11 protein-coding genes and 3 tRNA genes are annotated in these 14,385 nt (G+C 28.0%); 13 read left to right on the top strand and 1 reads right to left on the bottom strand.

Annotation, left to right across the window (positions count from 1 at the left end; translation table 11 throughout):
• Positions 1 to 9 precede the first annotated feature (9 nt).
• The 13 genes from mglB to AWT72_RS01805 all read left to right on the top strand — a co-directional run bounded on the left by mglB (position 10) and on the right by AWT72_RS01805 (position 12,306).
• Positions 10 to 1,023 (top strand): galactose/glucose ABC transporter substrate-binding protein MglB, encoded by a 1,014-nt coding sequence (gene mglB / locus AWT72_RS01865; protein ID WP_067139954.1) that lies wholly within the window; start codon positions 10 to 12, stop codon positions 1,021 to 1,023.
• 64 nt (positions 1,024 to 1,087) lie between these two features.
• Positions 1,088 to 2,575 (top strand): galactose/methyl galactoside ABC transporter ATP-binding protein MglA, encoded by a 1,488-nt coding sequence (gene mglA, locus AWT72_RS01860; RefSeq protein WP_067139950.1) that lies wholly within the window; start codon positions 1,088 to 1,090, stop codon positions 2,573 to 2,575.
• A gap of 9 nt (positions 2,576 to 2,584) precedes the next feature.
• Entirely contained in the window at positions 2,585 to 3,586 is a 1,002-nt protein-coding gene (gene mglC / locus AWT72_RS01855) for a galactose/methyl galactoside ABC transporter permease MglC (RefSeq protein WP_067139947.1), read from the top strand.
• Position 3,587: 1 nt separating this feature from the next.
• The gene (locus AWT72_RS01850) at positions 3,588 to 4,592 is read left to right on the top strand and encodes an aldose epimerase family protein (RefSeq protein ID WP_067139944.1); all 1,005 of its coding nucleotides are present in this window, start codon (positions 3,588 to 3,590) and stop codon (positions 4,590 to 4,592) included.
• Positions 4,592 to 5,575 (top strand): UDP-glucose 4-epimerase GalE, encoded by a 984-nt coding sequence (gene galE, locus AWT72_RS01845; RefSeq protein WP_067139941.1) that lies wholly within the window; start codon positions 4,592 to 4,594, stop codon positions 5,573 to 5,575. Before AWT72_RS01850 ends, galE begins: the two co-directional genes overlap by 1 nt.
• A 9-nt stretch (positions 5,576 to 5,584) precedes the next feature.
• Positions 5,585 to 7,069 (top strand): UDP-glucose--hexose-1-phosphate uridylyltransferase, encoded by a 1,485-nt coding sequence (locus AWT72_RS01840; protein ID WP_067139938.1) that lies wholly within the window; start codon positions 5,585 to 5,587, stop codon positions 7,067 to 7,069.
• Between the two features lie 51 nt (positions 7,070 to 7,120).
• Complete coding sequence (locus AWT72_RS01835; protein WP_067139935.1) at positions 7,121 to 8,758, top strand: formate--tetrahydrofolate ligase; 1,638 nt, start codon at positions 7,121 to 7,123, stop codon at positions 8,756 to 8,758.
• Positions 8,759 to 8,845: 87 nt separating this feature from the next.
• Positions 8,846 to 9,832, top strand: coding sequence for a class II fructose-bisphosphate aldolase (locus AWT72_RS01830; RefSeq protein WP_067139932.1), 987 nt, complete (start codon positions 8,846 to 8,848; stop codon positions 9,830 to 9,832).
• Positions 9,833 to 9,898: 66 nt separating this feature from the next.
• On the top strand, positions 9,899 to 11,491 hold the full coding sequence (gene pyrG, locus AWT72_RS01825; protein WP_067139929.1) for a CTP synthase: 1,593 nt from the start codon (positions 9,899 to 9,901) through the stop codon (positions 11,489 to 11,491).
• Entirely contained in the window at positions 11,492 to 11,977 is a 486-nt protein-coding gene (locus AWT72_RS01820; protein ID WP_067139925.1) for a COG2426 family protein, read from the top strand.
• Between the two features lie 57 nt (positions 11,978 to 12,034).
• A tRNA-Ser gene (locus tag AWT72_RS01815) sits at positions 12,035 to 12,124 on the top strand.
• A 3-nt stretch (positions 12,125 to 12,127) separates the two neighbouring features.
• Positions 12,128 to 12,219: transfer RNA gene (locus AWT72_RS01810), tRNA-Ser, on the top strand.
• A gap of 10 nt (positions 12,220 to 12,229) precedes the next feature.
• A tRNA-Arg gene (locus tag AWT72_RS01805) sits at positions 12,230 to 12,306 on the top strand.
• A 45-nt stretch (positions 12,307 to 12,351) separates the two neighbouring features.
• Here AWT72_RS01805 and AWT72_RS01800 read toward each other — a convergent pair.
• Positions 12,352 to 14,385 (bottom strand): ATP-dependent Clp protease ATP-binding subunit (locus tag AWT72_RS01800; protein WP_067139922.1); only part of this gene is annotated, 2,034 nt, incomplete at its 5' end.

The following is a 14,385-nucleotide window of genomic DNA, read 5'->3' as shown; positions in this document are numbered from 1 at the left end:
GAGGAACTTATGAAGAAATTTTTAATGTCAGTAGTGGCATTATCACTACTAGTGTTTTCTTGTGGAGAGAAACAAGAAAAAGCATCAGAAGATGGTGCAATGAAGTCAAAAATAGGTGTTACTATCTATAAATTTGATGACAACTTTATGGCAACATTTAGAGATGATTTAGAAGCATTTGCAAAAGAAAAATCAAATGTTGAATTATTCTTAAATGATTCACAAAATCAACAAGGTATACAAAATGACCAAGTTGATGCTTTAATAGCAAAAGGTGTTAATGTATTAGCAATAAACTTAGTTGACCCATCAGCTGGGCAAACAATAGTTGACAAGGCAAAAAAAGCAAATATACCTATTGTTTTATTTAATAAAGATCCAGGATTAAAAGTTTTACAAAGTTATGATAAGGCTTATTATGTAGGGAATAACCCAGAAGAATCAGGAGTATTCCAAGCTGAAATACTTGTTAAAAACTGGAAAGCAAACCCTGAATTAGATAAAAATGGTGATGGAATAATACAATATGCTATGCTTAAAGGAGAACCAGGACACCCAGATGCAGAAGCAAGAACAGAATATTCTATTAAAACTATTGAAGAAAAAGGTATAAAAACTGATAAAGTATTTGAAGATACAGGATTATGGGACGCAGCACTTGCGAAAGATAAAGTTGACGCATGGTTATCTTCTCCAAATGGAAGTAAAATTGAAGTTATTTTAGCAAATAATGATGGTATGGCATTAGGTGCTTTACAAGCAACTAAAGCTCATAACGTAGTTTTACCTATATATGGTGTTGATGCATTGCAAGAAGCAATATTATTAATTGAATCTGGAGAACTTTCTGGAACTGTTTTAAATGACGGTAAAAATCAAGCCAAAGCAGTATTAGACTTAGCAACTAATCTTGCAGCAGGTAAAGATCCATTAGAAGGAACTAATTGGAAACTTGTTGATAAGTCAGTAAGAGTACCTTATGTAGGTGTTGATAAAGAAAACTATAAAGAATTCAAAAAATAATAGTTGACTATTTATAAAAGGGTACCCATTCATAGGTACCTTTTTTAAAAATAAGGAGTGAAATATGGCAGAATATGTATTAGAAATGGAAAATATTTCAAAAGAATTTCCAGGAGTTAAAGCATTAGATGGTGTACAATTAAAAATTAAACCTGGTAGTGTTCATGCACTTATGGGTGAAAATGGTGCAGGTAAATCTACTCTTATGAAATGTTTATTTGGTATATACATTAAAGATACTGGAACTATTAAATTAGAAGGTAGTGAAGTAAGTTTTAAAAATTCAAAAGATGCATTAGAAAATGGAGTTTCTATGGTTCATCAAGAATTAAATCAAGTTATCCAAAGAAATGTAATGGACAATATATGGTTAGGAAGATATCCTATAAAAAATGGTTTAGTAGATGAAAAGAAAATGTATAAAGATACACTAGAAATTTTTAAGAATTTAGATATAAAGATAGATCCTAGAATAAAGGTAAGTAAATTAAGTGTTTCTCAAATGCAAATGTTAGAAATAGCAAAGGCTGTTTCATATGATTCAAAAGTTTTAATTTTAGATGAACCAACTTCATCACTAACAGAAAATGAAGTGCAACATTTATTTAGAATAGTAAAGAAATTGCAAAAACAAGGAATAGGTGTAGTATATATTTCACATAAAATGGAAGAAATAAAGGAAATTTGTGATGAAGTAACTATACTAAGAGATGGACAATGGATTACAACAAAATCAGTGTCTGAGTTATCAACTGATGATATAATAAATTTAATGGTTGGTCGTGAATTAACTAATAGATTTCCTAAAAAAGAAAATGAACCAAAAGATATAATATTAGAAATTAAAAATTTAAATTCAAAATTTGTAAAAGATATTAATTTTAATCTTAAAAAAGGAGAAATTTTAGGAATTGCAGGTTTAGTTGGTGCTAAAAGAACAGAATTAGTTGAAACTATATTCGGAGTATTACCAAAAGAAACAGGTGAAATTATATTACATGGAAAAACTATAAATATATCAGAACCAAAAGATGCTATTAAAAACAGAATTTCTTTAATAACAGAAGATAGAAGAAAAACAGGAATATTTTCAATGTTAAATATTAAATTTAATTCTATACTTGCAAATGTTAAGGCATATAGAAATAAGTTTTGGTTATTAGATGATAAAAGAATAGATGCAGAAACTAAATGGGTAATAGACAGTATGAAAGTTAAAACACCATCACAAAAAACTAATATAGGTAATCTTTCTGGTGGAAATCAACAAAAAGTAATAATAGGTAGATGGTTATTAACTAATCCAGAAGTATTATTAATGGATGAGCCTACAAGGGGTATAGACGTTGGTGCAAAATATGAAATATATCAACTGATGATAAACCTAGCAAAAAATAATAAGGGTGTAATAATGATATCATCTGAAATGCCAGAATTATTGGGTATTACTGATAGAATATTAGTAATGAGTAATGGTAGAGTTGCAGGTATTGTTGATACTAACTCAACTAATCAAGAAGAAATTTTGAAATTAACAGCGAAGTATTTATAGGAGGGAAAAATGGACAAAAGTAAAATAAAGAATACTTTATTAGACACAGGACTATATATAGTATTATTGTTTCTAATAATAGGGATAATAATTAAAGATCCATCATTTGTAAAATTAATTAATTTAAAAAATATATTAATGCAATCATCAGTTAGAATGATATTGGCATTAGGTGTTGCTGGGATTATAGTTACACAAGGAACTGATTTATCTGCAGGTAGACAAGTAGGATTATCAGCAGTTATATCTGCTTCATTATTACAAAAAGCAGGAGTTAGTACAAAGGTATTTACTAGTTTAGATACAACACCTAACCCTTTATTAGTCCTATTATTAGTTATGTTTATAGGTGCATTAGTAGGATTATTTAATGGTATAATAGTTGCTAAATTAAATGTAGTACCATTTGTTACTACTATGGGAACTATGACTATAGTATATGGATTAAATTCACTGTATTATGAATATATAGGGAATAAGCCAGTTGCAAGTTTTGATGACTCATACAGTAATATAGTTGGCTTTATAAGACTAGGTGGTATGGAAATACCCAAAATAATAATATATGCTATAATAGCGGTATTTTTAATGTGGGTATTATGGAATAAAACTGTATTTGGTAAAAATCTATTTGCAGTTGGTGGTAATCCAGAAGCAGCTACAGTATCAGGAGTTAATGTATTAGTAACATTAGTATTAATATATATGTTATCAGGTATAATGTATGCAACAGGTGGTTTTTTAGAAGCAGCCCGTGTTGGTTCTGTTACAAATAACATGGGATTCATGTATGAAATGGATGCAATAGGATCTTGTGTTATAGGTGGAGTATCATTTAGTGGTGGAGTTGGTAAAATTTCAGGAGTAGTTCTTGGGGTTATAATCTTCACAGTTATTAACTATGGTTTATCATATATAGGAGTTAATCCATATTGGCAATATATAATTAAAGGGTTAATAATAATATTTGCAGTAGCAATAGATATGTTAAAGTATAAAAAAGGTAGATAATATGAAAATAACAAGCCATGATTTAGGAAATAAAATTAAAAAATTCATTTTAAAAAAAGATAATAATTTTGAAGTGCATATACTAAATTTAGGAGCAGTTATACAAAAAATAGTTTATAATGGTCAGAATATGGTTTTATCATATTCTGACTATAATTGCTATTATAATAACAGTTCATATATGGGAGCATTAATAGGTAGAACTTCTGGTAGAATAGAAAATGCAAAATTTAATTTAAATAATAAAGAGTATAAGTTAGATAGTAATAATGGAACTAATAATTTACATGGTGGACTTAATGGTTTAAATAATAAAATATTTGATTATGAAATATTAGATGATAAATTAGTATTGTCATATTATGACCAAAATCCTTTATTTCCTGCCAAAGTATTGGTTAAAGCTATATATTCATTATCAAATGAGACAAATGCTTTAAATGTAGAATATATAGCAAAATCAGATGATGATACATATATAAATTTAACTAATCACAGTTATTTTAATTTGTCTGGAATAAATACTACAATATTAAATCATAAACTTACAATAAATGCAGATTACTATTGGGAATTAAAAGATAATATGATACCAAAAACTAAAAAAAAGGTAGATAACACTATATTTGATTTTAGAAAAGGAAAATTAATAGGAGAAAATTTAGGAGAAAAAAATTCTCAATTTGACATAACTTACTATTATGACCATCCTTTTGAATTAAATAAGAAAAAAGATTATGATATAATGCTAGAAGACAGTGAAACAGGTATTAGTATGAAAATAAAGACTAATCAAAAATATGTAGTAATGTATGCAGGTAATTTTTTGCATCTAGTTAAAAATGTAGATGGTCTTAATGAAAACCCAAGACATTTAGGTGTTGCATTAGAGCCACAAAATTTACCTAATGGAATAAATATTGATGATAAATATTATGAAATTACAACAAAAGATAATGAGTATTATGAGAGTATAGTTTATACTTTTGAAGGGGGTCAAAGCTAATGAAAAATGTGTTGGTTATTGGTGGAGCAGGTTATATAGGTTCACATACAGTCAAAATGTTAAAAGAGCAAAAAGAATTTAATCCAATAATTTATGACAATTTATCAAAGGGTCATAAAGAAGTTGCTGATATTTTAGGAGTTAAATTTATTAAAGGAGACTTAGGAGATAGAGAGCATTTAAAACAAGTTTTTGAACAAGAAAAAATAGACGTAGTAATGCATTTTGCTGCATTTATTGAAGTTGGAGAATCAGTAATAGATCCAGGTAAATATTATGAAAATAATGTAGGAAAAGTAATAAATTTACTTAATCAAATGGTAGAATCTAATATTAAACATTTTGTATTTAGTTCAACAGCTGCTACATTTGGAGAACCTAAAAAAGATAAAATTAATGAATTGCATCCACAAAAACCAATAAATCCTTATGGTATGTCTAAACTTATGGTAGAACATATATTAAAAGATTTTGATAGGGCATACGGATTAAAAAGTGTAATTCTAAGATACTTTAATGCAGCAGGAGCAGATATGAATGCTATGATAGGAGAAAGTCATAATCCTGAAACGCATTTAATGCCTATAATAATGCAAGCTGCAAAAGGTGTCAGAGAAAATATAAAGATATTTGGTACAGACTATAATACATTTGATGGAACATGCATTAGAGATTACATACATGTTTATGATTTAGCCCTAGCACATATATTAAGTATGCAAGTTATGTTAAAAGATGATAAATCACTGGACTATAATCTAGGTAATGGTACAGGTTATTCAGTAAAGCAAATAATAGACACAGTTAAAAATATAACAGGAGTAGATTTTAAAATTGTTGAAGCAGATAAAAGAGCGGGAGATCCAGCAGTTTTAATTGCAGACCCAACTAAATTACTTAGTGAGTTAGACTATAAAGCAAAATATAGTTTAGATGATATAGTAATGTCTGCATGGAAATGGGAGCAAAATAAGAAATATTAAAGGGGAATTATGAATATATATTTAGAAATAGAAAACTTATTAAAATATAGTATAATCAAAAAACTTATTAAAAAAGATGATGAAATATTTTTAAGAAATAGAATATTAGAAATATTAGATTTAGATGAATACGAGAAATTAGAAGTAGATACGAAATATTTATCAAGTTTAGATTACCCTTGTGAAATACTTGATAAAATTACAAACTGGGCAGGGGAAAAGGGTAGACTTAAAGAAAATATTTTAGTATATAAAGATATATTAAATGCTAGAATTATGGGTAATATCATATCTAGACCTAGTATTATTAGAGATATTTTTTGGAATAAGTATAGAGATAATAAAAAGTTAGCAACTGATTATTTCTATGAAATATCTAAGCAATCAAACTATATTAGAACAGATAGAATTTCTAAAAATGTTTCATATAAGTACAAAAGTAAATATGGAGAATTAGATATTACTATAAATTTATCTAAACCTGAAAAAGATCCAAAAGAAATTGCACTAGCTAAAAATGCACCTTTAAGTAAATACCCTAAATCTATTTTATGTAAAGAAAATGAAGGGTACATGGGTAGAATAAATCATCCAGCAAGACAAAATCACAGAATAATACCTATAACACTTAATAATGAAGATTGGTTTTTCCAATACTCGCCATATACATACTATAATGAGCATTCTATAGCATTTTCATCAGAAATTAGACCAATGAAAATAGATAAATTTAGTTTTAAAAGATTAATAGACTTTATAGAGATATTTCCACACTATTTCATAGGTTCTAATGCTGATTTACCAATAGTTGGTGGCTCTATACTATCTCATGACCATTTTCAAGCAGGTAGATATGAGTTTGCTATGGAGAAATCTAATAAAGAGCAAATAAGACAAATTGGTGAAGTTAAATTAAGTATAGTTGATTGGGCAATGTCAGTTATAAGGCTTAATTCAAATAATAAAAATGAAATTATAGAAGTAGCAGATAAAATATTACAAAAATGGATTAAGTATAATGAAAATAATATAGTATCTCATACAGGTGATATTAGACATAATACCATAACTCCTATTGCTAGATTTAATGGTAATGAATATGAATTAGACTTAGTTTTAAGAAATAATTTAACTAGTGATGAGTACCCATTAGGAATATATCATCCACATACTGAGTATCATAATATTAAAAAAGAAAATATAGGTCTTATAGAAGTTATGGGTCTAGCAGTACTTCCAAGTAGATTAAAAGAAGAAATGCAAGTATTACAAAGTTTAATTGAAGCATCAGAGAATGTAGATGAATTAATTGAGAGTATGAATAATATAGAAAATCAACATAAACATATAGAATGGATTAAAAGATATGTAAATGATGAGAATTTAAAAAATGCTAATGTATATGACTTTGTAGGACACACATTTGAGAAAGTATTAGAAAATTGTAAGGTATTAAATGAACAAAGTTTAAAAGAATTTATAAAAAAGATTTAAAAGATTGTTAAATCTTTTTTTTTTTGATATAATTGTATTTGGGGTGATTAGATGGAAAAAGATATAGAAATTGCAAAAAAAACTAAATTAAAGAACATTAATGATATTTGTTTAAATTTAGGAATAAGAGAAGAAGAAGTAGAACTTTACGGTAAATATAAGGCTAAAATAAATTTAGACATATTTAAAAGATTAGAAACAAAGTCAAATGGGTATTTAATATTAGTAACTGCAATAACTCCTACTAAAAAAGGAGAAGGTAAGTCAACGGTAACTATAGGTTTAAGCCAAGCATTTAATAAATTAGGACATAGTTCTATTGCGGCATTAAGAGAACCATCTATGGGACCTGTATTTGGTTTAAAAGGCGGTGCTACTGGTGGTGGTTACTCACAAGTATTACCTATGGAAGATATTAATTTACATTTCACAGGAGATTTTCATGCAATAACAGCAGCAAATAATTTAATTGCAGCATGCATAGATAATCACATATACTGGGGTAATGAATTAAATATAGATAAAGACAGTATATTTTTAAAAAGAACACTAGATACTAATGATAGAGCACTTAGAAAAATAGAAATAAAAGATAATAAATATACAAGACAAGATTCATTTCAGATAACAGTTGCTTCTGAAATAATGGCTATATTATGTTTGTCAAATTCACTTAAAGAATTAAAAGAAAAAGTAGCTAATATGGTAGTAGCAAAAAATGTGTCAGGAGACCTTATTAGAGTAAGAGATTTAAAGGTAGCAGGTGCAGTTGCAACTATTTTAAAAGATGCAATTAAACCTAATATAGTTCAGACAATAGAAAACACACCTGCCATAATACATGGTGGACCTTTTGCTAACATTGCACATGGTTGTAATTCAATATTAGCAACTAAATTAGCATTAAAGTTATCAGATTACACTATAACAGAAGCAGGATTTGCTGCTGATTTAGGTGCAGAGAAGTTTTTTAATATTAAATGTAGACAAGCAGGAATAACTCCTGATATGGTAGTTTTAGTAGTTACAACAAGAGCCTTAGAAGAAAATGGTTACGGTAATTTAAAAGTTCATATGGAAAATATTAAGAAATTTAATGTACCAGTAATAGTTTCAATAAATAAATTTGAAGGCGATACAGAAGAAGACTTTGATAAAATAAAAGAATACTGTAATCAATATGGTGTTAAAGCTATGGTAAATGAGTCATATGAAAAAGGATCTGAAGGTGCTACTGATTTAGTAAAACAAATAATTAATGACATAGAAGAAATAGAAAAAATAGAAGATGAAATTGAAAAAGTTAATATAAATAATTTTGAATTTCTATATTCATTAGATTTAAGTGTAGAAGAAAAAATAGATAAATTAGTAAAAGAAATTTATAGAGCAAAAGATATAGAATATTCTGATTTAGCAAAGGAAAAATTAGAATACTTTAAAGATAAAGGTATAGATAAAATGCCTATATGTATGTCTAAAACTCCAATTTCTATAACTGATAATCCTAAAATTAAAGGAGAACCTAGTGATTATACATTTAAAATAAATGATATAAGACCATCGTTTGGAGCAGATTTTCTAGTAGTTATGTCAGGAAATGTAATAGATATGCCAGGATTACCAAAAGAACCTGCTGCTAATTTCATTGATATAGATGAAAATGAAGAAATAATAGGATTATTTTAAAAAAAACATAAAATAAAAAAGAAAATTGTTGAAAAATAGTCGTATATTTGTTAAAATTTAAACATAGAAATATATAGGAGGATTAATATGAAGTACAATTACAAAGATTTAGGTTTATCTAACACTAAGGAAATGCTTAATAAAGCTAATAGAGAAGGTTACGCAGTTCCAGCATTTAACTTTAACAATTTAGAACAATTACAAGCTATAATAGAAGCATGTGTTGAAATGGGAGCACCTGTTATATTACAAGTTTCACCAGGGGCAAGAAATTATATAGGTAAAGATATGATACCTTGGATGGCTAAAGCAGCAACATCATATGTAGAAGCATCAGGTTCAGATATACCAGTAGCATTACACTTAGACCATGGTCCAACTTATGAAATAGCAGAAGATTGTATCTTAAATAGTGGATTCTCATCAGTAATGATAGATGCATCTAAACATGATTATGATGGAAATGTAGCATTATCTAAAAAGGTTGCTGACTTTGCACATAAATATGATGTAACAGTAGAAGCAGAATTAGGTGTTTTAGCAGGAATAGAAGATGAAGTATCTGCTGAAGAGCATATATTCACTAAACCAGAAGAAGTTGAAGATTTCGTATCTAAAACAGGTGTAGATTCATTAGCAATAGCAATAGGAACTTCACATGGAGCATACAAATTCAAACCAGGAGATGATCCTCATATAAGATTAGATATATTAAAGAAAATAGAAGAAAAAATACCAGGATTCCCTATAGTATTACATGGGTCTTCATCTATACCACAACAATATGTTAAGATGATTAACGAAAATGGTGGAGTAATAGAAGATGCATTAGGTATACCAGATGATCAATTAAATCTTGCTTCTAAATCAGCAGTTGCTAAAATAAATGTTGATAGTGATGGAAGATTAGCATTTACTGCTGGAGTTAGAAAAGCATTTGCTGAAAATCCAGGAGAATTTGATCCAAGAAAATACTTAGCAAAAGGTAAAGAATTCATGAAAAAATATTATAAAGAAAAAATAGTAGATGTTTATGGTGCAGAAGGCGCTTATAAAAAAGGAACAGTAAGATAAAAACAAAAGTATAAATAAAAAGGGTCTTTTAGACCCTTTTTAAAGATTATAAAAAAAGGAGTAGACATGACTAAATATGTATTTGTAACAGGCGGAGTTGTATCATCATTAGGTAAAGGTATAACTGCTGCGTCATTAGGTAGACTTTTAAAAGAAAGAGGCTATAAAGTAACTATACAAAAATTTGATCCATATATAAATGTTGATCCAGGAACTATGAGTCCTTATCAACATGGAGAAGTATTCGTAACTTCAGATGGAGCTGAAACTGATTTAGATTTAGGACATTATGAAAGATTTATTAATGAGGAATTAACTCAGTATAATAATTTAACAAATGGTAAAATAATGTCTACTATATTACAAAAAGAAAGACATGGAGATTATTTAGGAGCAACTGTTCAGTATATACCACATGTTACTAACGAAATAAAAGCCAATATTTTAAAAGCTGCTAAAAATACTGATTCTGATATAGTTATAACGGAAATAGGTGGAACTATTGGAGATATAGAAAGTTTTGCATTTATAGAAGCGATAAGACAATTTAAAAAAGACGTTGGTCGTGAAAATGTAGTATTTATTCATGTTTCACTACTACCTTATTTAAAAGCAGCCAAGGAATTAAAAACTAAACCAACTCAGCAAAGTGTTAAAATATTACAAAGTATGGGTATATCTGCTGATATAATAGTTTTAAGAAGTGAGTACCCAGTAAATAAAGATATTAAAAAGAAAATATCTCTATTTTGCGACGTAGATGAAACTTCAGTAATAGAAGCCTTAGATGCTAATAATATATATGAAGTACCTATAGCTATGGAAGAATTAGGTTTAGCAGATGAAGTTTGTAAAAAATTAGGTATAAAAAATGAAAAACCTTTACTTACTAAATGGAGAGAAATGGTAAAAAGTTTTAGTAATACTGATAAAGAAGTTAAAATAGCAGTAGTAGGTAAGTATGTAGAACTTAAAGACGCTTATATAAGCATAAATGAGGCACTAGAACATGCAGGATATGCTTATTCATGTAAAGTTAACATAGATTACTTAAAATCGGAAGAATACGATATTACATTACTTAAAAACTATGATGGTATTTTAGTACCAGGTGGATTTGGTAATAGGGGAGTAGAAGGTAAAATAAAAACTATAAAATATGCAAGAGAAAACAAAATTCCATTTTTAGGAATATGTCTTGGTATGCAAATGGCAGCAATAGAGTTTGCAAGAAATGTTTTAGGGTATGAAGGAGCAAATTCTACTGAATTTGAAAAAGGAACTAAATATCCAATAATATCTTTAATGGAAGAACAAGAAAATGTTGAAAATTTAGGCGGAACTATGAGATTAGGATCTTACCCTTGTAAATTGGTAAAAGGAAGTTTAGCAGAGCAAGAATATGGTGAAGACTTTATTTTTGAAAGACATAGACATAGATATGAATTTAACCAAAAATATACTGAAGATTTTGTTAAAGCAGGAATGAATATAGTTGGAAAATCTCCTGATGGAAATTATGTAGAAGTTATTGAATTAAAAGATCATCCATACTTTGTTGCAACACAATACCATCCTGAATTTAAGAATAGACCTAATAAACCACACCCTTTATTTAAAGGTTTGGTAAAAGCAATGATAGACAGAAAAGGAAACTAGATGAAATACATATATTTATTTATAATCTCAATGACTCCGTTTTTAGAATTAAGAGGAGCAATAATAACAGCAGTAGCATTAGATTTAAATTTAGGCTTAGCATCAATAGTGTGCATAATAGGAAATATTATTGTTATGCCAATTATATTTGTATTTGCTAAACGATTTTTAATATATGGTGTGAAATATAAATATTTAGGACCTATATTTGAAAAAATATTAAAAAAAGGACATGAAACTGGTCAAAATCTTTTAAATAAATCAAGTACAAAAACATATATAGCATTATTTTTATTCGTAGGTATACCTTTACCAGGCACAGGAGTTTGGACAGGTACTTTGGGTGCTAGTATGCTTGATTTAGGATTTAGAAAAAGTTTCGTATCAATATTTTTTGGGACTATAATGTCTTGTACAATTATGATAATGCTATCTAAATTTGGGTTTAGTATAGGTAATATGATACTTTCGTACATAAACTCATAAAAATGAGAAAAAAATATTGACAAAGGACTAAAAAAAATGGTATATTAGCATGTGCAAGGGCAGATGTCCGAACTGGCTAAGGAACCGGTCTTGAAAACCGGCGAAGGTGTAACAGCCGTCTGGGTTCGAATCCCAGTCTGCCCGCCAGATGGTGAAGTGTTAGAGTGGCCGAATATGCTCCCCTGCTAAGGGAGTGTCCAAGTAAGATTGGACCGAGGGTTCAAATCCCTCCTTCACCGCCATTTTTTTATTGTGCTTCTAGCTCAATGGATTAGAGCGTCTGACTACGGATCAGAAGGTTACGAGTTCGACTCTTGTGAAGCACGCCATTAAATTTAATAAAAAAAAACGGGTTCTCCCCGTTATTTTTTTGCTTATTTTTTTTCATATACAAGTCTATCATTTTTCAAATCTATTAATAAATTATCTTTTTCTTTTATTTCATTTGATAATATCATTTTAGAAATACTTGTTTCAATTTCTCTTTGTATATATCTTTTAATAGGTCTAGCACCATATTCAACGTCATAAGTATTTTTTGCTATGTGTTCTACGGCTTCATTTGTAAATTCTACTGTTATCATCTTATCATCTAATAGTTTGTTGATTTCGTTTAGTTCTTTTATAACAATCTTTTTGACACTTTGAATATCTAAACTGTTAAATACTGTGATTTCATCTACCCTATTTAAAAATTCTGGTCTAAAATATGACTTTAAATTTTCTTCTTTAAGGTTAGAAGTCATTATTATAATAGTGTTTTTAAAATCTACAATTTTACCTTTATTATCAGTTAATCTACCATCATCTAATACTTGTAATAAGATATTAAATATATCTGGGTGTGCTTTTTCAATTTCATCAAATAGTATAACTGAATATGGTTTTCTTCTTATTGCTTCTGTTAATTGTCCACCTTCATCATAACCAACATAACCAGGAGCGGCTCCTATTAATCTACTCACACTAAATTTTTCCATATATTCACTCATGTCAATTCTTACCATGTTTTCCTCATCGTCAAATAAGTTATATGCCAAAGTTTTAGCAAGATAAGTTTTACCTACACCAGTTGGACCTAAAAATATGAAAGAACCTATAGGACGTTTAGGATTTTTTAAACCTGCTCTTGATCTTAGAACAGTTTCAGATATTTTTTTAATAGCATCATCTTGACCTATTACTCTTTCTTTTAATCTGTTTTCTAAGTTTAATATTTTTTCTTTTTCACCTTCTAGTAATTTATTAATAGGAATTTTAGTCCATTTAGATATAACCATAGTTATTTCATCTTCTGTTATCATTTGTTTTAATAATTTATTAGTTTGATTTTTATTTTTTAATTCTGATAGCTTATTTTCTATTGCAGGAATAGTATTATATTTTAATTCTCCTGCTTTTTCATAATCTATATTTATATTACTGTATTCATCTAGTTTAAATTTAGCAGTTTCTAATTCTTTTTGTAATTTTTTTATATTTTCTATATCATTTTTTTCGTTTCTCCAACTAGATAATAATTCTTTTTGTTTTTCCTTTTTAGTACTTAAATCTTTTGAAAGAATTTCATATCTTTTTTTACTTGCTAAGTCATCTTCTTTTTTTAATGCTTCTTTTTCAATTTCTAATTGTGTTATTTGTCTAGTTAATTCATCTAGTTCAGTAGGCATAGAATTTATTTCAGTTTTAAGTTTAGCACATGCTTCATCAATTAAATCTATAGCCTTGTCAGGTAAATATCTATCAGTAATATATCTATCACTTAATTTTGCAGCAGATACAATGGCATTATCTGTTATTCTTATACCGTGAAATTGTTCAAATTTTTCTTTAAGTCCACGAAGTATAGAAATAGTTTCATCTATATTAGGTTCTTCAACTAATACTGGTTGGAATCTTCTTTCCAATGCTGCATCTTTTTCTATATATTTTCTGTATTCATCTAATGTAGTAGCACCTATAACTTTAATTTCTCCTCTTGCTAACATAGGTTTTAATAAATTTGAAGCATCCATACTACCTTCACTAGAACCTGCACCAACAATATTATGTACTTCATCAATAAATAGTATAATATTACCATTACTTTCTTCTAGTGTAGTTATTACTGCTTTTAATCTTTCTTCAAATTCACCCCTATATTTTGCGCCTGATATTAATGAACCCATATCAAGAGAAAAAACAGTTTTATTCTTTAATGTTTCTGGAACGTCGCCTTTAAAAATACGCCAAGCAATACCTTCAACTATGGCAGTTTTACCTACACCAGGTTCACCTATTAATATGGGATTATTTTTATTTCTTCTTGATAGTATTTGTATAGATCTTCTGATTTCATCATCTCTACCAATTATAGGGTCAATTTTACCATTTTTAACCATTTCAACTAAATTTTTACCGTACTTATT

Origin of the sequence: Oceanivirga salmonicida, from assembly GCF_001517915.1 — a bacterium.
Classification (GTDB): Bacteria; Fusobacteriota; Fusobacteriia; order Fusobacteriales; family Leptotrichiaceae; genus Oceanivirga; species Oceanivirga salmonicida.
The sequence above is the reverse complement of the archived record's forward strand: the minus strand, read 5'-3'. Positions and strand labels throughout refer to the sequence as shown.

Bases quoted from the DNA above. Each gene is read 5' to 3' on its own strand.
- mglC (WP_067139947.1), top strand. From the start codon at position 2,585: ATGGACAAAAGTAAAATAAAGAATACTTTATTAGACACAGGACTATAT.
- AWT72_RS01820 (WP_067139925.1), top strand. From the start codon at position 11,492: ATGAAATACATATATTTATTTATAATCTCAATGACTCCGTTTTTAGAA.
- AWT72_RS01850 (WP_067139944.1), top strand. From the start codon at position 3,588: ATGAAAATAACAAGCCATGATTTAGGAAATAAAATTAAAAAATTCATT.
- AWT72_RS01840 (WP_067139938.1), top strand. From the start codon at position 5,585: ATGAATATATATTTAGAAATAGAAAACTTATTAAAATATAGTATAATC.
- galE (WP_067139941.1), top strand. From the start codon at position 4,592: ATGAAAAATGTGTTGGTTATTGGTGGAGCAGGTTATATAGGTTCACAT.
- AWT72_RS01835 (WP_067139935.1), top strand. From the start codon at position 7,121: ATGGAAAAAGATATAGAAATTGCAAAAAAAACTAAATTAAAGAACATT.
- pyrG (WP_067139929.1), top strand. From the start codon at position 9,899: ATGACTAAATATGTATTTGTAACAGGCGGAGTTGTATCATCATTAGGT.
- mglB (WP_067139954.1), top strand. From the start codon at position 10: ATGAAGAAATTTTTAATGTCAGTAGTGGCATTATCACTACTAGTGTTT.
- AWT72_RS01830 (WP_067139932.1), top strand. From the start codon at position 8,846: ATGAAGTACAATTACAAAGATTTAGGTTTATCTAACACTAAGGAAATG.
- mglA (WP_067139950.1), top strand. From the start codon at position 1,088: ATGGCAGAATATGTATTAGAAATGGAAAATATTTCAAAAGAATTTCCA.